A 23162-nucleotide genomic window follows, 5' to 3' on the forward strand; every position below is an offset into this window, starting at 1 on the left:
GCCGTTGTCAGCACTCTCAGAAACCCTTGCGCACTTCAAGTCGCTGAGTCAGTAGCACCCAACTGTGCAGCAACGTGGGCGGCGAAGATCGGGTCGTCGTGGATGCGGGCGACGACGTCGTCGGCGATCTTGTCCACATCAAGAGGCCCGTCTGGGCCGTCGTACTCCACCGACTGCGCGGGCCACTGGAAGTCGATCCGCGGGGTGTATGCGCTCTCTCCGTCGTCGCCGTAGGCGGTGAGGACATGATCAAAGACAAGCCGCACCTTCGTGGAGAAGATGTCGAGCGTGTAGGGAGTCTCGGGCAGCTCTTGGTCCAGGACTCGTCGGATCGTGCTATCGACGTCATTCATCACGTCGACCTTGCGTCGCCAGTCTTGGACTAGTTTGTCATGGAGATGTTCCAGCAACTTCTTTGCGCTGGCCTTCACCGTGTCGCGCTCGTCGTCGGTGAGCACCGGATCGGGCTGGGTCAGCAGGTCAAAGATCGCTAGCTCTTCCTCGGTCATTCCCTCACGAGCCGACCGTTCTTCCTCCTCGGTCAGGTTCTGCGACAGCTCGATCAAGCGCCGCAGGTACTCGTCGATGTTCACGCTGCCGGAGTTGTAGTCGTCGATCAGCTGCTCGATCCGCTCGACGAGTTCGTACCGGGTGGGGTTGCGCGTCGCCGAGGCGATGGCCTGTTGGCGTAGCAGTTGCGCCAGTCGGTCCGTCTCGGCTCGCTTGCGACCAGCGAGCTTGGCCGACAGACCTTCGAAGTCGATCTGTGACAGGTCAATGAGCGGATCGGGTTTGGTCCCCTCGGCAGCGGCTCGGATGACATATTCCTCGGCACCTACGGAGCGGTCGAGCAGTGCGTCCACCGCATCCGTGACCGAACCGAGGTCCGCCTCGGCCGGCCGTGTGACCTCCGCGATGCGCTCGGCGAGCACCCTGATCGCTGCGACGTTGCGTTGCTGCGCAGCAGCCTTGGGGTCGGGCAGGAGGGCCTTGAAGAGCTTCCGCACCTGGCGTGCCTTCTGCTGGAAGTCGGTGCGTGTGCCCTCGTCGACGAGTAGCGCCTCGACAGCTGCGTCGCGCTTGGCGACGTGGTCGAATCCTTCGGCGTCGCGCATCGCAGCAAGGTCGACTCCGACGCCGGTGCAGAAGGCGAACAGGTCGGCCACGGCAGCGTCCAGCTCGGCGGCGAGGGCGTCGATGATTTCGATCGGTGAGTCGCCGGCGTTCGCGGCCCCGTAGATCGCCAACGCCTTCTCCAGGTTCCGGAAGACACCGACGTAGTCGACGATCAACCCGTTGTCCTTCTCCGGGAAGACCCGGTTGGCCCTGGCGATCGTCTGCATCAACGTATGATTACGCATCGGCCGGTCGAGGTAGACCGTCGAGACACTGGGCGCGTCGAAGCCGGTCATCCACATCGCGCAGACGAACACGAGCCGCAGCGGGTCCTGGGCGTCCTTAAACTTCTCGGCCAGGTCCTCGCGGATCATCCGCTCGCGGTGCGGTCGGATGTCGAGGCCCTGTTCGTCAAGCATCTTCAGCTCGTTCTGGCTCTGCGAGACCACGACCGCCATGTCGGTGGTCTCCATGAGCTCGATCCGCGATGCCAGCCACGGACGCTCGAGCTCTGGCAACGCGTCATGCTCCGCCTTCAGGTCAGCCAGATGCTCGGTCCAGGCTTCTCGGACGAGGTTGTACATCCGCACGGCTGCGGCCTTGTCGAGCCCGACGTACATCGCCTTGCCGGTGAAGCCCCGGCCGACGAAGTGGGTCACGAGGTCCTTGGCGATCGTCTTCAGGCGCTCAGGACGTGTCAGCAGCGTGTATTGCGTACCGAACGCCCGAGCGAGCTGGCCCTCGGCGTCCTCGTCGAGCTCGGCCTCCTCGAGGAGTTCGTTGAGTTCCTCGGAGAAATTCTCGTTGACCAGCTGCAGCTCGGGAATGCGGTTCTCGTAGTACAACGGGACCGTCGCGCCGTCCTCGATCGCGTCGCGGAAGTTGTAGACGCTGACGTAGTCACCGAACTGCTCGCGCGTGGCCTGCTCCTCACCGGCAATCAGCGGTGTGCCGGTGAAGCCCATCATCGAGGCGTTCGGTAGCGCAGTGCGCATGTTCAGGGCGAGTGTGTCGTACTGGCTTCGGTGCGCCTCGTCGGTGATGACGATGACATCCGAACGGGTTGAGAGAACCGGCATCTGCCGCTCCCCCAACGCCTTCGACGGCTGGAACTTGTGGATCAACGTGAACACGTACCGGTGGTCAGCCGCCAGCAGCTCACGCAGGTGCGCCACGGAGTCTGCGTGCACCCTGGCCTCGGGCGAGATCGCCCCGGCGTCGGCGAACTCCCCGTGGAGCTGAGTGTCGAGCTCGGTGCGGTCGGTGACCATGACAAACGTCCACCTGCCCGGCACCCGTCGCAGCACCTTCTGGCTGAACCACAGCATCGACAGCGACTTGCCCGAGCCCTGGGTATGCCAGAAGACTCCCAGGCGCTTGTCCTGCTCAGCACGCGCCCGGTGCAGGTTCTCGATCGCGGCGTTGACTCCGAGGAACTGGTGGGATCGCGCGAGAACCTTGATCAGGCCACCGGGCCGCTCCATGTACGCGACGAAGTTCTCTAGTAGGTCTAGCAGAACGGACGGGTCGCAGGTACCTCGAAGCGCAGTCTCCAGGGCGACCGCACCGCGGGTGCCGTGGGCGTCGATGACCTTCCAGTCGTTGAAGAACTCCCACGGCGCGTAAGTTGACCCGACCTTCGCCTGGCTTCCATTGGACAGCAACACGAAGCAGTTAGGGATGAATAGCTGCGGGATGGTGTCGCGGTAGTCGGTCAAGTTGTTGTCGTAGGCCGCCTTGACCGACTCGTTGGGCTCCTTGAACTCCATCAGCACTAGCGGTACCCCGTTGACGAACAGCGCCAGATCCAGCCGCCGGCTGTGCAGGTTGCCCTTGACCCACATCTGCTGCACCGCCAGCAAGTCATTGTTCGAGGAGTTCCTCAGGTCGAGGTAGCGCAGGGTCTCGATCTGCTTCTCACCACGGTCATCGGTCCACTCGGCCCGGTAGCCGTCGCGGAGCAGGTCATGTACCTCATGGTTGGCGCGGACGCGGTCCATGGCCGATCGGTCCTTGGTAAGCACCTCGACGGCCTCATCGATCGAGGTGTCGGGCACGTGCTCCGCGCTGAGCTTGCGCATCGCAGACCACAGACGGTGCGTGAGGACAACGTCACGTTGAGAGTCACGACCGAGACTGCCCTCAGGGCCTAGTACCTCCTGGAATGCATCCACCGGGGTCCAGCCCAGCTGAGCCAGAAGCTCGATGCTCGGCTTCTCGACGTACCAGTACTCCGGGCCCGTGGGAGTCATTACGCCACCTGCTCCGCTATAGCCGCATCCAGGTCAAGCGAGGTAACGTCAATCTGACCCGTTACCAGTTTGGGGAGGAGCAGATCGCGAAGCGCGGCCAGCCCACGCGCGCCCGCTTCAAGAACGACCGCCTGATCGACCATTGGCTTGACGGCATCCTCGAATCGAAGGTGTGTCTCTCGGGTCGCTACACGACTTAGCACACCGCGGGCATCATTAATCGACACGAACGGCTGCGCAGAGCCGCGCTTGGGCCAGACACTTGAGTCATCCGTCGCGAATCGCAACCAATTTGCAAACAGTTCGGGTTCCTTCGGAAGGATCTTTATGGTGTTCGCGATCGATGACCATTTGCCAGAGGCCCAAAAGGTCCGGCCGCATTTGGCACCCACCGCTGACAAAACTACACCCGGCCCATCGACTTCGTAGTCGGGCACAAATCCATCGGGACCAGCCGCACTGAACGCGACGTACCCCGCGTCAACGTAAGCTGCCTTGGTCCTCGTACTTCCACCCACAAACGTTGCTAACTCATCGAGGCGCCTGACCGTCCACTCCTCCGGGATCGGTCCGAGTGCGGAGCCGACGAGCGGGACATCTTCGTAGCCGGGGTAGCGGAACTTCACGAACCACTCACGGTAGATGGCCCGCGCCATCTCCTCCAGCACCTCCACCCGCCGCCGGTTGTTCTCGATCAGGTCGTCAAGCGCGCCGAGGACTTCACCGATCCGCACCTGTGTTTCGAGATCGGGAATCCGGACCGGTATCGCCGAGAACGCCGACTTATTGATGATCGGTGTAGTGGCCCCGCTCGCCCCTTGAGTGACGGTCGGCGCAAGGTGACGTAGAAGGGAATACAAGAAGCGACTGTCGGTATGTGGGCCTGGAATGACCGTGTTGATCTGCTGATTGGTAATGGCCTCGGTCTCGACCAGACACACCTTGCCGATCGTCGCTCCGATGCACACGAACGCTGCTGATCCGGGTGGAACGACGCGGGTCCTGAGGCCGTCACGGCCTGACTGGGAGAGCCAGCGCTCAGGTCGCGGGCGTCGATTACCAAAGGTGATGTCACTTGGAGTGACGAAGGGCAAATCATCCCCGAACCAATCTGGATGCTTGGACGGAGGTGTGCTTCCCGTGACGACCCTTCCGAGGCCCCCAATGGTGGTGTCGCGCCAACCATTCATACGCCGAGGATCCCTTGAACGGCCGCATCAACCTTGGATCGCAGCACGTCAGCCTCGTCGCTCAGCTTTGTGAACTCCTCGTACAGCGCCGTAAGGTCGCCTATAAAGTCGACTTCACGCTCGTCGACTGCAACAGTGCCGGTGTAGCGGCCGGGGTTCAGGCTCCAGCCTTGTGCTTCTATCTCGGCGCGGGTGGCGATCTTGCACAGGCCTCCGACGTCGACATACTTCCCGTCGGGGAAGTTCTCGGCCAACAGCGCTTCGCTGCCGTCGACGGTCTCGACGTCCTCGCCACGGTAAAGCCGCACCACATTGGCTAGGAACTCGATCTGATCGGCTGTGAAGTCACGGTGGGCGCGGTCGATCTGCCGGAAGATGTGGCGAGCATCGAGGAACAATACGGTGTCCTCGCGCGGGGTGCCGACCTTGGCCTTGTCAAGGAACCACAATGTCACCGGCAGGGTAACGGTATAGAAGAAGTTGGAACTAATCGCGACCATCACGTCCACGGTGCCGGACTCGATCAGTTGCTTGCGGATCTCCTTCTCAGAGTGGCCCGCGTCGCCTGCGGAGTTCGCCATGACGAAGCCGGCACGGCCGGTCGGGGACAGCGCGGCGTAGAACTGCTGGATCCAGAGGAAGTTGCCGTTATCGGCCCTGGGCAGGCCGAACGGGAACCGCCTGTCACCGGCGAGCTGGTCCTTCTTGATCTTGTCTACGTTGAAGGGCGGGTTGGCCATCACGTAGTCGAAAGCACCCACGGCGCTGTGCGGGTCCTCGTAGTAGCTGTTGGCCTGCCGGATGTCCCCGGACAACCCATGCAATGCCAGGTTCATCTTGGCCAGCGGGACGGTGTCGTCGGTCTTTTCAACACCGAGAATCGAGAGTTGACGGCTGGCCGACTCGTTGTGGCGCTCGACGAACTTCGCACACTGGACAAACATGCCGCCCGACCCGCAGGCAGGGTCGAACACGCGCCCCTGGAAGGGCTCGAGGATCTCGACGATGAGCCGGACGATGGAGTACGGGGTGAAGTACTCGCCGCCGCCCTTCCCTTCCTGCGCGGCGAAGTTGGACAGGAAGTCCTCGTAGATGAATCCGAAGGCGTCACCCGAGAGCTGGGTGGGCAACGGCGCGAAGAGTCGAAGCAGCTCGATCAAGGTCGAGCGCTCGAGCTTCCGGTACCCGCGCGGCAGGATGTCCTTCAGCTCCGGGTTGGCTGCCTCGATGGCATTGATCGCATCGTCGGTGGCTTTGCCGACGTCATCACCCTCGGGAAGATCGACCAGGCTGGACAGCCGTGACTCGTCGGGGACGTAGAGCACCGATCTGGCCTTGTAGTCGGCGGCCGTCGCCGGGTTCCGAGCACTGGCCTTCGACTCGACCACCCCACGCACGGCCTCGAAGCGGTTCTCCGCGTACGCGAGGAAGACAAGCCCCAGGACGGGGTCGCGGTACTGGACGGGGGTGAGCTTGGAGTTGGCGCGCAACTCGTCAGCTGCAGCCCATAGGGTGCTGCGGACCTTACCGAGGTCGACCGTCTTCACTTCTTTCCTCCAGAGGTTAGTCCGCTACGGAACTCCACCACGTCACCGTCGCGCATGACGTAGTCCTTGCCCTCCAGACGCATCTTGCCCGCAGCCTTCGCCGCCGCTTCCGACCCGGCCTTGACCAGGTCGTCAAAGCTGACCACCTCGGCCTTGATGAAGCCCTTCTCGAAGTCGGTGTGGATCACACCCGCGGCCTGCGGCGCAGTCCAGCCCTTCTTGATGGTCCAGCCGCGCGCCTCCTTGGGGCCCGCGGTCAGGTAGGACTGCAGCCCCAGCGTGTCGTACCCCACCCGCGCCAGCACGTCCAGACCCGGCTCCTCGACACCTGAGTCGGCCAGGAATTCCCGGGCGTCCTCCTCATCCATCTCGACCAGCTCGGACTCGAACTTCGCATCCAGGAAGATCGCCTCAGCCGGCGCCACCAGGTCGCGCATCGTCTGCTTCAGGTCCTCGTTGGCCAGCTCGTCCTGGTCACAGTTGAAGACGTAGATGAAGGGCTTGGCGGTCATCAGGAAGAACTCGCGCAGCAGTTCGGTGTCCATGCCGGACTTGAAGATCGTTGTGCCGGAGTTCAGCAGGTCGATCGCCTTCTGCATGGCCTCCAGCTTGGGCTGGGTGTCCTTCTTGATCCGCGCCTCCTTCTCCACCCGCGGGAGCGCCTTCTCCAGGGTCTGCAGGTCGGCCAGGATCAGCTCGGTGGTGATGGTGGAGATGTCACTGCTGGGGTTGACCCGGCCATCCACATGCGTGACGTCGGCGTCCTCAAAGACACGGGTGACCTGGCAGATGGCGTCCGCCTCACGGATGTTCGCCAGAAACGCGTTGCCCATGCCCTCGCCCTGGCTGGCGCCCTTCACGATCCCGGCGATGTCGACGAAGGACACCGTCGCGGGCACGAGCCGCTCGGACTTGTAGATCTCGGCCAGTTTCGGCAGCCGAGCGTCCGGGACGCCCACGACACCGACGTTCGGCTCGATCGTCGCGAACGGGTAGTTCGCCGCCAGGACGTTGTTCTTGGTCAGCGCGTTGAAAAGGGTCGACTTGCCGGCGTTGGGCAGTCCGACGATGCCAATGGTGAGTGCCACCCCGGCAGCCTACCGTGGGGACGCCACTAGTCCCCAGTCGTGGAGTCCCGCGCCCACGTGAGGTCGAGCGCCCGCCCGAGGGCGCGCAGGGCCAGGTAGAACAGCCCGAACTGAACCAGCGTCACAGCGAGGTCGACAGCCGCGAAAGAGACGAAGGCTCCCCCACGACGGCTGCCGAACAGCACCCTGTAGACGGTGAGCAGCCAGGCCCACTGCAGCAGCACGCCGGCGGTCAGGTACAGACCCCCGCGCTGCCCCGACTTCGAGCGGGCGATGACCAGCAGGAGGGCGCCGACCCCGAAGGCCAGCATCGAGACCAGCTGTCGCAGCGAGGACAGGATCACCTGCGGCGTCCTGAGCCAAGGAGCCCCTGCACCCGGCCCCGCCGAGGACGCTGCCACGCCGATGAGATGCACCGTCAACAACCCGACGCCCAGTACCACCATCGCGATGGCACAGAAGAACGCGACCTGCGCCAGCCGCCTGCGCCCACCCACTTCAACCTCAGCCATGGCACCCAGCATGCCGGAGTGAGCCGAGACAACAATTATGAAACAGACCTGTACGCTAAAGTTGCGTCCCGACCGACGGCATGGTTAGGTTAGGGTCACCTAACCGTCACGATCCGCCGATCGCCTGACCGAAAGACCCCCGCATGACTCTGTTCGAGAGCCGCCTCACCCGCCGCAGCCTGGGTGCCCTCACCGCCGCCGCCCTCACGCTGACCGCCACTGCCTGCGGCCAGGACTCTGCTGCCCCGAGCTCTTCCAACGAGAAGGTCCGCATTGAGCACGCCCAGGGCTCGACAGAGGTCGTCAAGGACCCGAAGAAGATCGTCGTCCTCGAATTCGGCGCCCTGGACACCCTGCACGCCCTCGGTCTGGCTGACCGCGTCGTCGGTCTACCCAAAGGCGGCGTCGTCCCCACCGCGCTGGAGCAGTTCAAGGACAAGAAGTACAGCGATGTCGGCACCCTGGCTGAACCGAACGTGGAGGCCATCAACAAGCTGAAGCCGGACCTGGTCATCGTCGGCTTCCGCAGCGCCAAGAAGTACCCCGAGCTTGCCAAGCACTTCCCCACCATCGACATCACCTACACGCAGGACGGCCCGTTCTACGACGGTGTTGCGAAGGCCTCCACCATCATCGGCAAGGCTGTCGGCAAGGAGTCGGAGGTCAAGGCCAAGCTCGCCGAGCTGAAGACCGCCATCGAGGCTGCGAAGTCGAAGATGCCGCAGGGCACCAAGGGCATGGTGCTGATGACCTCGGCTGGCAAGGTGACGCTACACGGGCCGACCTCCCGCTACAGCGTGATCCACCGCGACCTGGGCGTGACCCCCGCCATCGAAAAGGTCAGCGAAGGCTCGCACGGCGACCCGATCTCCTTCGAGGCGATCCAGAAGGCCAACCCGGACGTCATGTTCGTGGTCGACCGCGATGCCGCCATCGGCGAGTCCGGCAAGGCCGCCAAGCAGGTGCTGGACAACGAGCTGGTCGCCAGCACCAAGGCCTGGAAGAACAACAAGGTCGTCTACCTCGACGGCCAGCGCTGGTACATCACCATGCACGGCCTGGACAACGCCAGGGCCATGGTCGAGGAAACCGTCAAGGGCCTGTGACCAGAAGCACGTCTTTCGCGCTCGCCGTGGCCGGGGTTCTCACCCTGGCCACGGTGAGCCTGTTCGTTGGCGTGAACGACCTCTCCCCGCTGGACATCCTCAGCGGACGCGCCAGCGACCAGCAGTGGCAGACCCTGTTCGCCAGCCGCATCCCGCGCACGGTCGCGGTGTTGCTGGCCGGGTCTGCGCTGGCCATGTCCGGCCTGCTGATGCAGTTGCTCGTGCGCAACAAGTTCGTCGAACCCGGCACCGTGGGGACCTCGGAATCCGCGGGCGTCGGCATCCTCGCGGCGACCCTGCTGTGGCCCGAGTCCCCGCTGTGGGTCAAGATGCTGGTCGCGATCCTCACCGCCCTGGCGGGAACCGCCCTGTTCATGCGGTTGGTGAACAGCCTGCCCCGCGGCGAATCGGTGATCGCGGTCCCGCTGGTCGGCCTGATGCTCTCGGGCATGATCGCGGCCGCCACCACCTTTGTGGCCTACCGCTTTGACCTGCTGCAGACTCTGGGTGTCTGGATGGCCGGCGACTTCTCCGGTGTCCTGCGTGGACGCTATGAAATGTTGTGGGTGATCGCGGCCGTCTTCGTCGCCGTTTGGATCGCCGCCGACCAGTTCACCATCGCCTCCCTCGGCAAGGACCACGCCAGCAACCTGGGCCTGAACTACCAGGGCGCCATGAACCTGGGTCTGGCCATGATCGCGATCAGCAGCGCTGTCTGCCTGGTCGTGGTCGGCAACATCGCCTTCGTCGGACTCGTGGTCCCCAACCTGGTCAGCGCGATCCTCGGCGACAACCTGCGTCGTTCGCTGGGCTGGGTGGCGGTCTCCGGAGCCGCCTTCGTGCTGGTCTGCGACCTGCTCGCCCGCACCATCAACTTCCCCTATGAGATCCCGGTCGGCACCATCGCCGGGGTCATCGGGGCTGCCATTTTCCTGGGGATGCTGCTGCGACGCCTCCCCGCACGTTCGGCTCCCTCACGACGGGCGGTGAACGCATGATCAGCTCGACCCTCCCTGCGTCCGTGGCGCCCGGCAGGGGACGCACGCAGCGACGCGACTGGAACAGCCCTGCTGCCCGCCTCGCCATCGCCTGCGTCCTGGCCGGGCTCTCGCTGTTCGCCTTCCTGGCCATCGATTCGGGCTGGGATCTCGCCTTCACCCTGGAGTTCCGCGGCCGCAAACTGCTCGGCATGGCCCTGGTCGGCATCGCCACCGGCGCCGCGACCGTTGCCTTCCAGACAGTGACGAACAATCGCATCCTGACGCCGTCGGTGATGGGGTTGGACGCCCTGTTCGCCTTCATCCAGACCCTGCTGTTGTTCCTGCTGGGAGCGACGATCTCCTCCCAGGTCAGCCCGGTGGCGATGTTCACCATCAACCTGATGGTGATGATGGGCTTTGGCGTCGGGTTGGCTGGCCTGCTCGTGTCGCGGCGCACCAGCGTGCACCTGCTGGTGCTGATCGGCATCGTGCTGGGCACCCTGCTGCGCTCCTTGCAGTCGCTGCTGACGCGGATGATGGACCCGGCCTCGTTCCTGATGCTGCAGGGCAACCTGTTCGCCTCGTTCAACACCATCCACCCCGAGCTGCTGGGCGTCTCGACGGTCCTGGTCGTGCTCGGATGCGGTTGGCTCTGGTACCGACGCCACGAACTCGACGTGATGACGCTGGGTCCGGACGCAGCCCAGGGCCTGGGCGTGATCCCCCAGCGCATCACTCGCGAGGTGTTGCTGGTGGCGGTCATGCTGGTCAGCGTCTGCACTGCCCTGGTCGGACCGATCACGTTCCTGGGCCTCATCGTGGCCAATGTGGCCTACCAGATCTCCGGTTCGGGCAAGCACCGCTGGACCATGCCGATGTCGGCTGCCCTGGCGGTCATCATGCTGGTCGGCGGCCAGGCGATCCTGGAACACGTCTTCGGGCAGTCCACCCTGCTCAGCGTCCTCATCGAGTTCGGCGGCGGACTCGTCTTCATCTGGCTCGTCATCCGTGGCGCCGCACTGCGCACCTAGCCTCGGGAATAGGAGATAGAGAAATGATCAAGGTCACCAACGTCACCAAGGCCTACGGGCGCTCAGTGGTGGTCGACGACGTCAGCATCTCCCTCCCCACCGGCGGCATCACGTCGATCGTGGGCGCGAACGGCGCCGGCAAGTCCACCCTGCTGTCCATGATCGCGCGGCTGCTCGACCTTGATTCGGGCCAGATCACCGTCGGAGGACTGGACGTCGCCACCACTGACTCGATGGAGCTCGCCCGCACCCTGGGCATCCTCAAGCAGGACAACGGCCTCCAGGTGCGCTTGACCGTGCACGACCTGGTCAGCTACGGCCGCTACCCCCACAGCAGGGGACGCCTCAAAGCTGCCGACCACGAGGCCATCAACTCAGCCATCGCCCACATGGACCTCGGCGCGCTGCGCGACCGCTTCCTGGACGAGATGTCCGGCGGCCAGCGCCAGCGCGCGTTCGTGGCGATGCTGCTGGCCCAGGACACCGAGTACCTCTTGCTGGACGAGCCGCTGAACAACCTGGACATGGCCCACGCCCTGTCGATGCTGCACCGGCTGCGTCGGGCCGCCGATGACCTCGGCAAGACCGTGATCATGGTCGTCCACGACATCAACTTCGCCTCCGCGTGGAGCGACCACATCGTCGCCATGAAGGACGGTCGGGTGGTCCTGCAGGGTCGTCCGATGGACATCGTCGATTCGGAGATGCTCCGCGAGGTCTTCGGGGTCAACTGTGCCGTGGACAAGGCCTCGGGCTGCCCAATCGCGCAGTACTACCGCCCCGCCGAGGTCGAGGCAACGCGCCGGGAGCTGGTGGCGGAGAATCCGGGCGTCCGGGCCGGCTGAGTCGACTGCGCGTCCGAGTTGAGCGCAACGCTCCCAAGAGCATCTGGCACCCTTGAGGTGTGTCCAGCAGATCCCCCCATGCCCGCAATGCCACCGCGTGGTTCCGACTCGGGAACATTGACGTCACCACCACCGTCCTGGTCGTCGGGCTCGGCGTCCTGAGCGTCCTGGCAGCGGTCATCGCGCCCACACTGCCGGGATGGCTCGCCTTCCACATCTCGCCGGTCCTGCAGGGTCAGGTGTGGCGTGTCGTCACCTGGCCCTTCGCCAACTTCATCAGCTTCGGGACGCTGATCTCCCTGCTGATGCTGTGGTACTTCGGGCGCGACCTGGAGGAGACCCTGGGTCGCCGTGGGATGATGTGGCTGCTGGTGGGCATCTGGGCCTCCTTCACGCTCGTGTCGGCAGGCGTCGGCGCGGTGCTGCCCGGTGGCGCACTGGCGGGGATGGGTCTGGTCCAGCTGGCAGTCCTGCTGCTGTGGATTGCCGAGTACCCCAGCCGTCGCTTCCTGTTCAACATCCCGGCCTGGGCCTTCGGCGCCTTCATCGTGGCCCTGCAGGTGCTGTCCTACCTGGCCTACCGGGACTGGTCCTCGTTGGCGACCTTGGTCCTGGGGATGGCGCTGGTCGCCCTGGTCGCCCGCAGGCTGGGCATGCTCGGTGAGTACCGATGGCTACCGGGACGCCCGGTACAGCCGCGGTCGGCGCGTCCTGCGAAGCCCTCACGCAAGGAGCGCCGGGCATCCGAGCGACGCGCCAGCGACGACGCCCGCATGGATGCCCTGCTCGCCAAGATCAGCGAGCAGGGACTGCACTCCCTCAGCGATCGCGAGCGCAAGGAGCTCAAGGACCTGAGCGCGCGACGCCGCCGCTGACCCCCTGTGGCTCAGACGCCCGACCAGTAGGCCTCGAGCGCCCGGGAGAGGTACCAGGGGTCGTCCACCCCGCACATTTCGCGGGCGGAGTGCATCGACAGCAGCGGGATGCCCACATCGACCGTGGTGATACCCAGCCGGGTTGCGGTGATCGGGCCGATGGTGGAGCCACAGGGGATCGCATTGTTCGAGACGAACGGTTGGCTGGGCACCTCCGAGGCCTGACAGGCCCGGGCCCAGAGCGCGGCCCCGACGGCGTCGGTGGCATAGCGCTGGTTCGCATTGATCTTCAGCAGCGGCCCAGAATTCAGCAGCGGCTGGTTGTGCGGGTCATGATTGCCGACGTAGTTCGGGTGCACCGCGTGCCCGGCATCGGCCGAGATACAGCTCGACCGCGCGATCATGGCGTGCCACCGATCGCCGGTGATGCCGTGGCCGGCGGCGATGCGACGCAGCACGTCCTCCAGGATCGGGCCCGCCGCACCGGTGGTGCTCGCCGAGCCCACCTCCTCGTGGTCGAAGGCCGCCAGCACGGCGATGTCGGAACCCAGCTCGACCTGCTTGAGCGCCTCGAGGGAGGCATGGACGCTCGACAGGTTGTCCATCCGGCCGGACGCGAAGAATTGCTCATTGGCTCCGAAAATGGCCGGGGGCTGCACACAGTAGGCGACGACATCATGGAAGGCCATGTCAGAACGGTCGATCCCGACCTGTTCGCACAGCAGTTCCTCGATGTCCAGGCCGGGCTCGCTGACGGCGAACAGCGGCTGCATGTGCTGCTGCCGGTCAAGCTTCAAACCCTCGTTCTGCCCACGGTCCAGGTGGATGGCAAGCTGCGGAATGCGTAGCACCGGACCGGTGCGAACGAGATGGACCTCCCCATCGACCGTCGTCAGGCGTCCGGCCAGCCCGAGTTCACGGTCGAGCCAGGAATTGAGCAGCGGGCCGCCATAGACCTCCACCCCGGCCTGCTGCCAACCCGCCGCCGTCCAGGTGGCATTCGGCTTGAGGGTGAAGGTCGGGGAGTCGGTGTGGGAGCCCACGATCCGGAAGCCGGTGGAGTCATCGACGGTGTCGGGCACCAGCCAGGCCATCACGGCGCCGTCGCGCACGATGAACTGGCCACCGCGGGCGCGATCCCAGGGCTTGGACTCGTCCAGGCGGGTGAAGCCCGCCGCCTCCAGCTGGGAGGCCACCTCCGCCGCGGCGTGGTAGGAGCTCGGGGAGGCCTGGATGAACCGGCTGAAGTTCTCAATGTGGTCGCGCGCTGACATGGGATCCATCCAATCAGACCGGCCCGACAAAGCCGAGGGACCGCACCTGCTGCTCCACGACGTGCTCGTAGAACGGCTCCGCCGAGGTCATCACGCCCACGAAGTGCCCCGACAGCTCCAACGTCAGGACGCCGACGAGTTGCGCCAGGGCCGCGATCGCTGCGGTCAGTCCAGCAACCGGCGCGTCGGGAAGGTCGGCGACCAACGGTTCCATCGCGGCCGCTACGTCCGAGGACAACTCGGGAGCGCCACCTTCGGCCGCGGCCCGCAGGAAGGGCTCGGCCACTCGGGCAGCTTCGGGGATCGTCTCGCGCGGGGCCTGGTAGCCGGGGACCGGCGTGCCGTAGAGGAGCTGGAACTCGTGGGGGCGTTCGGTCGCCCACTCCCGGAGGCAGTGGGCCAGGTCACGCCAGGCCCCGGCGCCGCGGGAGTCCCTTGCCGCGGACTGGAGGGCGTCGGCCAGGTTGCCATAGCTCTCCAGGATGAGCGCCGTGAGCAAGGCATCCCGACTGTCGAAGTAGCGGAACACGGCCGAGGACACCATGCCGACGTCGCGGGCCACCTCACGGGTGGACAGCGAGCCGGCCCCCTTCTCGGCGATCTGCCGACGGGCGCTGGCCAGGATGCGAGCCCGAGTCTCGAACCTGTTCTGTTCGCGGATTCCTGCCACTCCCCCATCATGACTGACCTTCCCGCAGAAAGCGAGAGCACTGCTCTTGACTTTTGGGAGGCACGCCCACAGACTCGACCAGAGAGCACTGCTCACAGAAACGACGGAGGACTCATGCCCCGCTCGCCCTTCCGCCGACTCACCGCACCCCTGGTCGGGACCGGCACCTGCATGGCGGCCTACCTGGTGGTGCGGCCCTACGGCGACCACTCCACCGACCTGCTTCAGCAGGCGACCGCCCTCGCCAGCTGGCGCTGGATCGTCGGCCACCTGTTCGGCGTGGCGGCGATCGCCCAGTTCGCGTGGGTCGGGCTGCGGCTTGAGGAGGCAGTCCCCCACGACGCGTCACGGGCCACGCGCAGACTGGCTCGGGCGGCGCGGGCCACAGGGCTGGTGGGTGCCGTGGCGAGCCTGCCCTACTACGGCATGGAGACCTTCGGCCTGCACATCCTGGGTCGGTGGCATCTGGCGAGTGCCCAGGTCGACTTCCCGCTGCTCGTGGAGCAGATGCGCAATCACCCCGCTGCCCTGACGACCTTCGGCATCGGACTGGTGTCGCTGGCAGCTTCGGGCGTCCTGATGGCGCTGGCGTGGCAGCGCACCGCACGCCCCCGCTGGGCTGCCTGGCCGCTGGGGGCATTGATGGTGGGCTTCCTTCCACAGTTCTTCCTCCCGGACGCTGGGAGGATCGGCTATGGCGTGGCCTACTGCGCCGCCGCGCTTGTCCTCGCCACGACCACCGCACGGAACACCTCGCGCCGACACTGATCCCATGGCCACCGGCTCCACCCTCGGAGGAGCATGATCCGGGGCTGCCCGGGACGCCTGGCAGGTTTTGTCAGACCTCTCCGGCACAGTGGGACCATGACCACTGCGGATGTCCTCACGCTCCTGTTCGGCGTCGTCCTGGGCGCGGTCTGCGCCTGGCTGGTGCTGCGGTCGCGAGTCCAGTTGCAGGACGCCACCGGGCGCGCTGACCTGGCCGATACCCGCGCGGCGATGGAGCGAGCCGTAGCCGAAACCGCGACTGCTCGTGGCGAGACCAACCAGGTGCGCGCCGAGCTCGCTGGGGTGCGGGCCCTGGTGGAATCGGGCCGGGCGGACCTGGCCCAGGCACAGGCCGAGCGCGCCGAAACGGAGTCGGCGCTGAGCGAGATGCGGGCGCGGGCCAGCGAGGCGCAGTCAAAGCTCGCGGGCGTGGTCGCCGAACGGGACGCCGCGATCAAGCGAGCCGATGAGATCGCCGCTGACCACGAACGCATGGCGCACCAGTTCAAGGCCCTGTCGGCTGAACAGCTGGAGCACCAGAACAAGCTGGCGAACGAGGCAGCCGCCGAGCGACAGAAGCAGGTGGACGCCATCGTCGCTCCCCTGGCCCAGCAACTCAAGGACTTCCAGACCCGCCTGACCGAGATGGAGAAGGAGCGGGTCACCATCTCCACCGAACTGCGCGAGCAGGTCAAGCTGGTCACCATGACCGGCGACCAGGTTCGCCGCGAGACCCATGCGCTGGCCACCGCCCTGCGCAAGCCGCAGGTCCGCGGCCAGTGGGGCGAGATGCAGCTCAAGCGCGTCGTGGAAGTTGCCGGCATGGTCGAGCACTGCCACTTCACCACCCAGGGCACGACGACCACGACCGCGGACACCACGATCCGACCCGACTTGACCGTGATGCTGGGCGAGGACAAGTTCGTCCACGTCGACTCCAAGGTGCCGCTGGCGGCCTTCCTGGAGGCCGAGGAGGCTGAGTCCACCACCGACCGCGAGCGGCTGATGGGCCAGTTCACACGCAATGTACGGACTCACGTGGACCAGCTCTCGGCCAAGCAGTACTGGAAGTCCGAGGCCGGGACTCCTGAGTTCGTGGTGATGTTCATCCCCTCAGAGGCGTTGGCAGCCGAGGCCCTCAACCGGATGCCTGACCTGATGGCCTACGCCTCGGACAAGGGGATCCTGCTGACCACGCCAAGTTCACTGATCGGCCTGCTGAAGACAGTCGCGTTCTCCTGGCGTCAGGCTGCGGTGGCCGAGAATGCGCGGCAGGTCTTCGACCAGGCGCGTGAACTCTACGAGCGCCTGTCGACGCTCGGTGGCCATGTCGAGAAGCTCGGACGCGCCCTGGGCAGCGCGGTGAAGGCCTACAACGTGTCGGTGGGATCCCTTGAGGGGCGCGTACTGCCAGCCGCTCGCAAGCTGAAGGACCTGGACGTCTCGGGACTGGAACTTCCCTCTCCCTCTCCTGTGGAGGTCGACGTCCGTCAGCTGAGGGCTCCGGAGCTGGTCGAGTCCTTCACCTTGCCCGAGAAGCAGGAGCTGAGCCGGGGCGAGCCCACTCTGGACGACCTGCTGGACGATGCCCCCGCGAGCTCACCTGCGGGTTCACAGCATCTTCGACGTCTCGGCTGACTGGCAGCCATGGGCAAAGGCGGCGGGCCGGGCGTGATCAGGTAGAAATGATCCCTGTGACATCTCTCGCTGAACTCTCAACCATGATCGAATCCGCCGCCATCACGCTGCAAGGTGTCGCGGTGCGGACTCCCCTGCAGGCCAACCACCGTCTCTCCGAGGCAACCGGCGCGCAGGTCTGGTTGAAGCGGGAGGACCTGCAACCAGTGCGCTCCTACAAGCTGCGTGGCGCCTACAACCTGATCAGCCAGCTCAACGATGCTGAGCGTGCCGCCGGTGTCGTATGCGCCTCGGCCGGGAACCATGGCCAGGGAGTGGCCTGGAGTTGCGCGAAACTCGGGATCGACGCCCGCATCTTCGTCCCCAGCACCACCCCGCGGCAGAAGCGTGACCGCATGCTGGCCCTGGGTCAGGGTCACATCGAACTGGTCGTTCAGGGCGACACCTACGACGACGCCTCCACCCTGGCCAAGCAGGCCGCCGAGCGGGACGGCGCCACCATCGTCCCCGCCTTCGACGACCTCCGCACCGCCGCCGGTCAGGGCACGGTGGCCCCCGAGATCGTCGACCAGCTCGGCGCCGCCCCCGATGTGGTGCTCGTGCCGATCGGCGGCGGGGGCATGCTCGCCGGCGTCGGGGCCTGGTTCCGCACCCACTATCCCCAGACCCGCATCATCGGTGTCGAACCGGCCGGTGCTCCGTGCATGATCGAGGCCATCGCCGCCGGCGAGCCGGTCGAGCTCACCGACATCGACACCTTCGTCGACGGTGCTGCGGTGCGCCGAGCCGGGGACGTCACCCTGCCTCTGGTGCAGGAGATCTCTCCCGAGCTGGTGGCGATCCCCGAAGGGCAGGTCTGCACCGAGATGCTCGCGATGTACCAGACCGACGGCATCATCGCAGAGCCCGCCGGAGCGCTCGCCTCGGCGTCCCTGCCCACCGACGTTGTCGACAGCTTCGTGCGCGTCGAGCCCGGCCAGAGCGTGGTCGCCATCGTCTCGGGTGGCAACAATGACGTGTCGCGCTATGCCGAGATCGTGGAACGAGCATTGGTCCACCAGGGCCGCAAGCGCTACCTGCTGGTCAGCTTCCCCCAGGAGCCGGGCGCGCTGCGCCGTTTTCTGGACGAGGTGCTGGGACCCGACGACGACATCACCCACTTCGAGTACGTCAAGCGCAGCAACCGTGAGACCGGTCCGGCGCTGGTCGGCATCGAACTCAACGACCCCTACGACTTTCCCCACCTGGTCGAGCGCCTGCAGGCCAGCAAGGTGGACGCCGAGGTGCTGGACGCCGACAGCCCCTTCCTCCGCTTCATCGTCTGACCGGGTCCGGTTCGGCTGCCGTCGGCTCGGGGACCAGGGAGCAGATCAGGTCGAGAGCAGCCCCGCGCCCCGCATGGGGGTCGTCGACGTGCCGCTGTGCGGCCTGCGCCCAGGCCAGCGTGGACAGGGGCGTCGAGCTGAAGTCCATCCGGGCGACCTGGGGACTGTCTGGGGCGACGCTGGTGCTGGGCAGGTCTGACTGCAACCACCCGAAGAACCACGCCGTCAGGACGCCGACCAGGTCGTGCGCCGCCAGCGGGTCCATTCCGGCGCCCTGTGGAGCCTCGTCCACCAGCACGCGCAACAACCCCTCGTTGAGGGCGAGGCTGCCCGGCCCCACCACAGCCTGGGTGGCGAGGAGCTCCGCCTGGCAGGGGCGCTGGGCGCAGGCTTCGAGCGCAGCCTCCAGGAAGGCACGGATCCTGTCACGCGGTGATCCTTCGCCCTGCACCAGAGGGAGTGGCCAGCTCTGGATGAAGGCATCTCCCACGGCATGCCGCAGGTCGTCCATGTCGGTGAAATAGGTGTAGAGGACGGTGGGGCTGACCCCGGCAGCACGGGCAACCGACCGCTGGGTGAGTCCGTGGAGGCCCTCGGCGTCGAGCACCCCGGCCGCGGCGGCGACCAGCTGGTCACGGCTGATGTTCCCCCGCGGTCCGCGCCGGTGCTCGGTCACCGGGCCACCGGCTTGCGCGAGAGCCAGACCGCCACCGCCGCGAAGAGGGCCCAGCCGATGGCATGCAGCGTCCATTGGTCGGCGACGGCCAGGTCAAGCTCTGGGGTGGTGAAGTTCTGCATGAGCAGCACCCTGCCACTGTTCAGCAGGGCATGCGCCAGCACCACCGGCCAGACCGAGGCACCGATGAGGCGCAGTGCGGAAAACACCAGACCGATGGCGAAGATATCGCCGAGGTAGAGCAGGGTGGCGTGGTAGCCCTCCCCCGATGCCCACAGCGCCAGCGCCGCAGGGGAATGGAAGGCGACCCAGACCGCGGAAAGGAACAGTGCCATCGGCCAGAACCCCAGCGGCGCCAGCAAGGTCTGCAGGTAGCCGCGCCAGCCGAGTTCTTCACCGGTCGCGAACAGGAGCTGCATCAGCAGCACGAGCGGCGTCGCGATGAGGGCGCCCAGAAGGCCGGAACGCGGGGACCAGTCGGTCACGCCGAACGCCATGGCGAGGGCGAGCTGGACGATCGGGACGCCGAGCATGATCGCGACTGCCAGGGCCAGTGGCCAACCCAGGCGGGAGCGCCACTCGTGGTCCTGCCAGGCACGCTTCGGGCCGACGGCCCACAGTTCACGGATGGGGCCCTGGCGCCACAGCCGGTTGGTCAGCAGACTCACCAGCGCCGGAACCCACATCGCGAAGGGCACCACCGCTCCGATGAGTTCGGGGTCGAACGGCCCCAGCAGGAAGGGAGCCGCCATCCCGAAGGTGAAGGCGATGGTCAGGGCGAAGTGCAGCAGGACCGGAGTCCACGGGACCCGACGAAGCATGATCGAGGTGGCGGAGGGAACGGGAGCGGCAGACGGCATGGGGCGTCCTTCGTAGATTTGAGCGTTGCTCAAACTCTAGGACGCCTGAATCCAGCAACCCATCGGGTTCACCCCTGAGCCGTCCCCCACGGGGCCCCGGGGTCCAGCAACCCATCGCCGAACGCAAACCAACCCATCATTGTCAGCCCAACCTGTCATTGCGGGTCGGGCTGACAAAAATGGGTTGGTTTGCCATCGCCGACCGGCAGGACTGAGGTCGAGAGGCGATCAGCGACTCGGGGCGCTCAGTGGGTCTGGGCCCGGCGGATGTCCTTGCGCAGCTCCGGCGGGAGCGCAAAGACCAGCGACTCCTCGGTCAGCCGCTCCTCGATCGCGCGGGGGAAGCCCTTGGCGACCAGCTGATCGAGCACACCCTGCACCAGCTCATCCGGCACCGAAGCACCCGAGGTGACGCCAACCGAGTCGACGCCTTCGAGCCACTCGTCCTGGACCTCACCGGCGTTGTCGACCCGGTAGGCAGCCTTCGCACCAGCCTCGAGGGCGACCTCGACCAGACGCACTGAGTTCGACGAGTTCCGCGAGCCCACCACGATCACCAGGTCGGAGTGCCCGGCGATCTGCTTGATCGCGGCCTGCCGGTTCGACGTCGCGTAACAGATGTCATCGGACGGAGGATCGATGAGCAATGGGAACTTCTGGCGCAGGCGACGCACGGTCTCCATGGTCTCGTCGACGCTCAGGGTGGTCTGGCTGAGCCAGGCCACGTTGGTCGGGTCCTTGACCTCGAGCCTGTCCACGTCCTCAGGGTGCTCGATCAGCGTCATGTGCTCGGGAGCCTCCCCCATGGTGCCCTCCACCTCTTCGTGGTTGGCGTGGCCGATGAGCAGGATCTCCTTGTCCTCCTTGGCGAAGCGACGCGCCTCGTGGTGGACCTTGGTGACCAGCGGGCAGGTCGCGTCGATGGTCCTGAGTTCCCGATCAGCGGCCTCGGCGTGCACCGCCGGGCTCACCCCATGTGCGGAGAACACCACGGTGGCGCCTTCGGGTACCTCGGTGAGCTCCTCGACGAAGATGGCTCCGCGCTGTTCCAGGGTCTCGACCACATGTTTGTTGTGCACGATCTGCTTGCGGACGTAGACGGGCGGGCCGTAGAGGTCCAGCGCCTTCTCCACGGTGATCACGGCCCGGTCCACACCGGCGCAGTAACCACGGGGAGCAGCGACGACGACACGCTTGGCAGTCTCAGACATGGTTCCCAGTCTATGGGGTCGCCCCAGCCCGCTCCCCTTCCGCGCTGCGGCCGACAGGTTCTGTCAGAGCCCTGCCCTAGGGTGGTCGTCATGGCAGGCATGCAGAGTTCACCAGAGCACCCGCAGCCGCTGGGCCGTGTCGTCTCGGCGGTCAAGGGGTGGGTGGAGCGCTGCGGTGACGTCTGGGTCGAGGGCCAGCTGATCGAGATCAACCGACGCAGTGGGTCCACCCAGTTCCTGAAGCTGCGCGACAGCCGGGCCAACGTCTCAGCCACCCTGACCTGCACCCGGCTGGTCCTCGACAACGCCGGCCCGCTCGCCGAGGGCGCCACCGTGGCCGCCTGGGTCAAGCCCCGCGTCTTCGAGCAGAGCACACAACTCACCTTCGAGTGCCGCGAGCTGCGTCCGATGGGTGAGGGCCAGCTGCTCGCACGCCTGGAACAGCTCAAACGCAAGCTCCAGGCAGAAGGGCTCTTCGACCCCGCCCGCAAGCGCCGCCCACCGTTCCTGCCCCGCCGCATCGGCCTGATCGCCGGCCAGAACTCGGACGCCGAACGTGACGTGCTGGAGAACACCCGTCGTCGCTGGCCGGCAGCCGTGTTCGAGGTGCGCAACACCCTGGTGCAGGGCCCAAATGCCGCAGAATCGGTCATCGCTGCGCTGGCCGAACTGGACGCCCACCCCCAGGTCGACGTCATCGTCATCGCCCGCGGTGGTGGTGCGCTGGAGGACCTGCTGCCCTTCTCCGACGAGGGTCTGGTGCGCGCCGTGGCTGCCGCCCGGACGCCAGTGGTGAGCGCGATCGGCCACGAGAAGGACTCCCCCATCCTTGACAACGTGGCGGACCTCCGCGCCTCCACCCCCACCGATGCCGCCAAGTTGCTGGTGCCCTCGGCGGCCGAGGAGCTCGAACTGGTCCGGATGGCCCGCGAGCGCATGGGGCGGGCAGTGGTCCGCTGGCTGGAGACTGAACAACACCAGCTGCACCAGATGCGTTCGCGGCCGGTCCTGCAGAACCCGCTGGCCAGTTTCGAGGTGCACGCCGAGCGGCTGGCGATGCAACGGGGACGCCTGGAGCGTGCGGTCGCCGGCGTCCTCGACGGTGAGTCGCGGGAGGTGGGGCACCTGATCAGCCGCGCCCGATCGCTGTCCCCCAAGGGGACCCTGGAGCGCGGTTACGCCATCCTCACCGACGGCACCGACACCATCACCTCAGTCCACGACGTCGACGAGGGCGATGACCTGATGGCCTACGTCTTCGACGGCACCATCATCCTCGAAGTCCGACAGGCCGATCCCTCCGAAGGAGCCCCCCATGAGTGAACCGCGCACCAGCGATCGCCCCAGCTACGAACAGGCCAAGGCCGAGCTGGGTGAGGTCGTCCAGAAGCTGGAGTCCGGCCGCGTCCCCCTGGCCGAGTCGATGGCCCTGTGGGAGCGCGGCGAGGAGCTTGCCCGCATCTGCCAGGAGTGGCTGGACGGGGCCAAGGCGAAGGTGGAGGCAGCGCGTCGCCAGGCACAGGCCGGTTCAGAGGCTCCCGATCAGGAGTAGGGCTCAGGCCATGACGGCGAGGAACTGCTGGATGCGCTCGACCCCGGCGTCCGAGGAGGCGATGCGCGTCAGCTTGCCCTCGACCTGCACCAGTGAGTGGGTCCGCCCGTCTTTGGAGATGTAGTGCTTCCAGGGCTTGCCGTCGACCTGGACCACGCCCTCTTCATAGCCCTCGCGGGTGGTGCGAGTGACGTAGGGCCCGCTGGGCGCCAACGTCTGGTTGAGCGCGAAGTACTTCTCGTCATCGCTCAGGAAGCCAAGCTCCAAGGTCTCCCCCCGCACCCCGCGGCCGCTGGCATCGTTCTGGCCCGGCTTCAGCCAGCTGGCCTTGGTGGCCTGCCAACCCGCCGGCAGTTCCTTGGGTGCCATCACCTCGAAGGTCTTGGACGCCCTGGCCTGGGCGACTGCGCCCTTCCAATCGGCGTCCGGGACGGTGGGTCGATCCTGGCCTGCGCTCTGGAAGAACCAGACGATCAGGGCCAGCGGGATCATGAAGACCGCCATCGTCAGGAACATGTCGCGGGAGCTGGATCGAGCCATGGAGGATGCCACCCGCGCATTCTCCCAGCAGCGTTCTGCTTTCCCAATTCCCGGTCCACCGCGTCCGCTGCTGATCGGGCTATGAGACACAGCAGTGGGGTCGCGC

21 protein-coding genes are annotated in these 23162 nt (G+C 66.2%); 10 read left to right on the forward strand and 11 right to left on the reverse strand.

The features are described 5' to 3' along the window. Positions 1-35 precede the first annotated feature (35 nt). Genes M3G03_RS08770 through M3G03_RS08790 form a run of 5 tightly spaced genes read right to left on the reverse strand, consistent with a single transcriptional unit; the run spans position 36 to position 7705 of the window. Positions 36-3368 (reverse strand): type I restriction endonuclease subunit R, encoded by a 3333-nt coding sequence (locus M3G03_RS08770; protein ID WP_259809318.1) that lies wholly within the window; start codon positions 3366-3368, stop codon positions 36-38. Next, the gene (locus M3G03_RS08775; RefSeq protein WP_259809319.1) at positions 3368-4558 is read right to left on the reverse strand and encodes a restriction endonuclease subunit S; all 1191 of its coding nucleotides are present in this window, start codon (positions 4556-4558) and stop codon (positions 3368-3370) included. The genes M3G03_RS08770 and M3G03_RS08775 overlap by 1 nt, the downstream gene beginning before the upstream one ends. Further along, the gene (locus tag M3G03_RS08780) at positions 4555-6105 is read right to left on the reverse strand and encodes a class I SAM-dependent DNA methyltransferase (RefSeq protein ID WP_259809320.1); all 1551 of its coding nucleotides are present in this window, start codon (positions 6103-6105) and stop codon (positions 4555-4557) included. Before M3G03_RS08780 ends, M3G03_RS08775 begins: the two co-directional genes overlap by 4 nt. Beyond that, entirely contained in the window at positions 6102-7193 is a 1092-nt protein-coding gene (ychF, locus tag M3G03_RS08785) for a redox-regulated ATPase YchF (RefSeq protein ID WP_259809321.1), read from the reverse strand. Before ychF ends, M3G03_RS08780 begins: the two co-directional genes overlap by 4 nt. Before the next feature lie 26 nt (positions 7194-7219). Continuing rightward, on the reverse strand, positions 7220-7705 hold the full coding sequence (locus M3G03_RS08790) for a hypothetical protein (RefSeq protein ID WP_259809322.1): 486 nt from the start codon (positions 7703-7705) through the stop codon (positions 7220-7222). Positions 7706-7848: 143 nt separating this feature from the next. Between M3G03_RS08790 and M3G03_RS08795 the strand changes: the two genes are divergently transcribed. From M3G03_RS08795 to M3G03_RS08815, 5 genes are read left to right on the forward strand one after another with little or no spacing between them, the layout of a single operon-like run. After that, positions 7849-8811: a siderophore ABC transporter substrate-binding protein gene (locus M3G03_RS08795; RefSeq protein ID WP_259809323.1), complete on the forward strand. Its 963-nt coding sequence runs from the start codon at positions 7849-7851 to the stop codon at positions 8809-8811. Next, positions 8808-9809 carry an ABC transporter permease gene (locus tag M3G03_RS08800; protein WP_259809324.1) on the forward strand — a complete coding sequence of 334 codons (1002 nt, stop codon included), beginning with the start codon at positions 8808-8810 and terminating at the stop codon, positions 9807-9809. Before M3G03_RS08795 ends, M3G03_RS08800 begins: the two co-directional genes overlap by 4 nt. Beyond that, on the forward strand, positions 9806-10822 hold the full coding sequence (locus tag M3G03_RS08805) for an iron chelate uptake ABC transporter family permease subunit (RefSeq protein WP_259809325.1): 1017 nt from the start codon (positions 9806-9808) through the stop codon (positions 10820-10822). Before M3G03_RS08800 ends, M3G03_RS08805 begins: the two co-directional genes overlap by 4 nt. Before the next feature lie 23 nt (positions 10823-10845). Continuing rightward, positions 10846-11667: an ABC transporter ATP-binding protein gene (locus M3G03_RS08810; RefSeq protein WP_259809326.1), complete on the forward strand. Its 822-nt coding sequence runs from the start codon at positions 10846-10848 to the stop codon at positions 11665-11667. Between the two features lie 59 nt (positions 11668-11726). Continuing rightward, entirely contained in the window at positions 11727-12542 is an 816-nt protein-coding gene (locus tag M3G03_RS08815) for a rhomboid family intramembrane serine protease (RefSeq protein ID WP_259809327.1), read from the forward strand. 11 nt (positions 12543-12553) lie between these two features. On the opposite strand, the gene M3G03_RS08820 is transcribed toward M3G03_RS08815, so the two are convergent. Both M3G03_RS08820 and M3G03_RS08825 read right to left on the reverse strand, forming a co-directional pair. Continuing rightward, a complete protein-coding gene (locus M3G03_RS08820) occupies positions 12554-13816 on the reverse strand; it encodes a M18 family aminopeptidase (RefSeq protein WP_259809328.1) in 1263 nt (420 codons plus the stop codon). Between the two features lie 13 nt (positions 13817-13829). Continuing rightward, positions 13830-14486 carry a TetR/AcrR family transcriptional regulator gene (locus M3G03_RS08825; protein ID WP_259809329.1) on the reverse strand — a complete coding sequence of 219 codons (657 nt, stop codon included), beginning with the start codon at positions 14484-14486 and terminating at the stop codon, positions 13830-13832. A gap of 114 nt (positions 14487-14600) precedes the next feature. Here M3G03_RS08825 and M3G03_RS08830 point away from each other — a divergent pair, with 114 nt between their 5' ends. From M3G03_RS08830 to ilvA, 3 genes are all read left to right on the forward strand, one after another. Next, positions 14601-15254, forward strand: coding sequence for a hypothetical protein (locus tag M3G03_RS08830; protein WP_259809330.1), 654 nt, complete (start codon positions 14601-14603; stop codon positions 15252-15254). Positions 15255-15350: 96 nt separating this feature from the next. Continuing rightward, positions 15351-16892, forward strand: coding sequence for a DNA recombination protein RmuC (rmuC, locus tag M3G03_RS08835; protein ID WP_259809331.1), 1542 nt, complete (start codon positions 15351-15353; stop codon positions 16890-16892). Positions 16893-16975: 83 nt separating this feature from the next. Beyond that, on the forward strand, positions 16976-18217 hold the full coding sequence (ilvA, locus tag M3G03_RS08840; protein ID WP_259809332.1) for a threonine ammonia-lyase IlvA: 1242 nt from the start codon (positions 16976-16978) through the stop codon (positions 18215-18217). On the opposite strand, the gene M3G03_RS08845 is transcribed toward ilvA, so the two are convergent. The 3 genes from M3G03_RS08845 to M3G03_RS08855 all read right to left on the reverse strand — a co-directional run bounded on the left by M3G03_RS08845 (position 18207) and on the right by M3G03_RS08855 (position 20964). Next, complete coding sequence (locus tag M3G03_RS08845; RefSeq protein ID WP_259809333.1) at positions 18207-18893, reverse strand: TetR/AcrR family transcriptional regulator; 687 nt, start codon at positions 18891-18893, stop codon at positions 18207-18209. The two genes, ilvA and M3G03_RS08845, sit on opposite strands and share 11 nt — an antisense overlap. After that, the gene (locus tag M3G03_RS08850; RefSeq protein WP_259809334.1) at positions 18890-19753 is read right to left on the reverse strand and encodes a CPBP family intramembrane glutamic endopeptidase; all 864 of its coding nucleotides are present in this window, start codon (positions 19751-19753) and stop codon (positions 18890-18892) included. The genes M3G03_RS08845 and M3G03_RS08850 overlap by 4 nt, the downstream gene beginning before the upstream one ends. Before the next feature lie 245 nt (positions 19754-19998). Then, the gene (locus M3G03_RS08855) at positions 19999-20964 is read right to left on the reverse strand and encodes a 4-hydroxy-3-methylbut-2-enyl diphosphate reductase (RefSeq protein WP_259809335.1); all 966 of its coding nucleotides are present in this window, start codon (positions 20962-20964) and stop codon (positions 19999-20001) included. A 90-nt stretch (positions 20965-21054) separates the two neighbouring features. Here M3G03_RS08855 and xseA point away from each other — a divergent pair, with 90 nt between their 5' ends. After that, positions 21055-22287: an exodeoxyribonuclease VII large subunit gene (gene xseA, locus M3G03_RS08860; RefSeq protein ID WP_259809336.1), complete on the forward strand. Its 1233-nt coding sequence runs from the start codon at positions 21055-21057 to the stop codon at positions 22285-22287. Next, on the forward strand, positions 22280-22516 hold the full coding sequence (locus tag M3G03_RS08865) for an exodeoxyribonuclease VII small subunit (RefSeq protein ID WP_259809337.1): 237 nt from the start codon (positions 22280-22282) through the stop codon (positions 22514-22516). Before xseA ends, M3G03_RS08865 begins: the two co-directional genes overlap by 8 nt. Positions 22517-22519: 3 nt before the next feature. On the opposite strand, the gene M3G03_RS08870 is transcribed toward M3G03_RS08865, so the two are convergent. Beyond that, entirely contained in the window at positions 22520-23056 is a 537-nt protein-coding gene (locus M3G03_RS08870; RefSeq protein WP_259809338.1) for a DUF4245 domain-containing protein, read from the reverse strand. Between the last annotated feature and the right edge of the window lie 106 nt (positions 23057-23162).

Origin of the sequence: Aestuariimicrobium sp. p3-SID1156 (genome assembly GCF_025144225.1) — a bacterium.
GTDB lineage: Bacteria > Actinomycetota > Actinomycetes > Propionibacteriales > Propionibacteriaceae > Aestuariimicrobium.

Excerpts from the sequence above, each read along its gene's own strand:
- M3G03_RS08830 (WP_259809330.1), top strand. The coding sequence starts at position 14,601 with ATGCCCCGCTCGCCCTTCCGCCGACTCACCGCACCCCTGGTCGGGACC.
- M3G03_RS08770 (WP_259809318.1), bottom strand. The coding sequence starts at position 3,368 with ATGACTCCCACGGGCCCGGAGTACTGGTACGTCGAGAAGCCGAGCATC.
- M3G03_RS08790 (WP_259809322.1), bottom strand. The coding sequence starts at position 7,705 with ATGGCTGAGGTTGAAGTGGGTGGGCGCAGGCGGCTGGCGCAGGTCGCG.
- M3G03_RS08865 (WP_259809337.1), top strand. The coding sequence starts at position 22,280 with ATGAGTGAACCGCGCACCAGCGATCGCCCCAGCTACGAACAGGCCAAG.
- xseA (WP_259809336.1), top strand. The coding sequence starts at position 21,055 with ATGGCAGGCATGCAGAGTTCACCAGAGCACCCGCAGCCGCTGGGCCGT.
- M3G03_RS08850 (WP_259809334.1), bottom strand. The coding sequence starts at position 19,753 with ATGCCGTCTGCCGCTCCCGTTCCCTCCGCCACCTCGATCATGCTTCGT.
- M3G03_RS08810 (WP_259809326.1), top strand. The coding sequence starts at position 10,846 with ATGATCAAGGTCACCAACGTCACCAAGGCCTACGGGCGCTCAGTGGTG.
- ilvA (WP_259809332.1), top strand. The coding sequence starts at position 16,976 with ATGATCGAATCCGCCGCCATCACGCTGCAAGGTGTCGCGGTGCGGACT.
- M3G03_RS08870 (WP_259809338.1), bottom strand. The coding sequence starts at position 23,056 with ATGGCTCGATCCAGCTCCCGCGACATGTTCCTGACGATGGCGGTCTTC.
- M3G03_RS08805 (WP_259809325.1), top strand. The coding sequence starts at position 9,806 with ATGATCAGCTCGACCCTCCCTGCGTCCGTGGCGCCCGGCAGGGGACGC.
- M3G03_RS08855 (WP_259809335.1), bottom strand. The coding sequence starts at position 20,964 with ATGTCTGAGACTGCCAAGCGTGTCGTCGTCGCTGCTCCCCGTGGTTAC.
- rmuC (WP_259809331.1), top strand. The coding sequence starts at position 15,351 with ATGACCACTGCGGATGTCCTCACGCTCCTGTTCGGCGTCGTCCTGGGC.
- M3G03_RS08775 (WP_259809319.1), bottom strand. The coding sequence starts at position 4,558 with ATGAATGGTTGGCGCGACACCACCATTGGGGGCCTCGGAAGGGTCGTC.
- M3G03_RS08820 (WP_259809328.1), bottom strand. The coding sequence starts at position 13,816 with ATGTCAGCGCGCGACCACATTGAGAACTTCAGCCGGTTCATCCAGGCC.
- M3G03_RS08795 (WP_259809323.1), top strand. The coding sequence starts at position 7,849 with ATGACTCTGTTCGAGAGCCGCCTCACCCGCCGCAGCCTGGGTGCCCTC.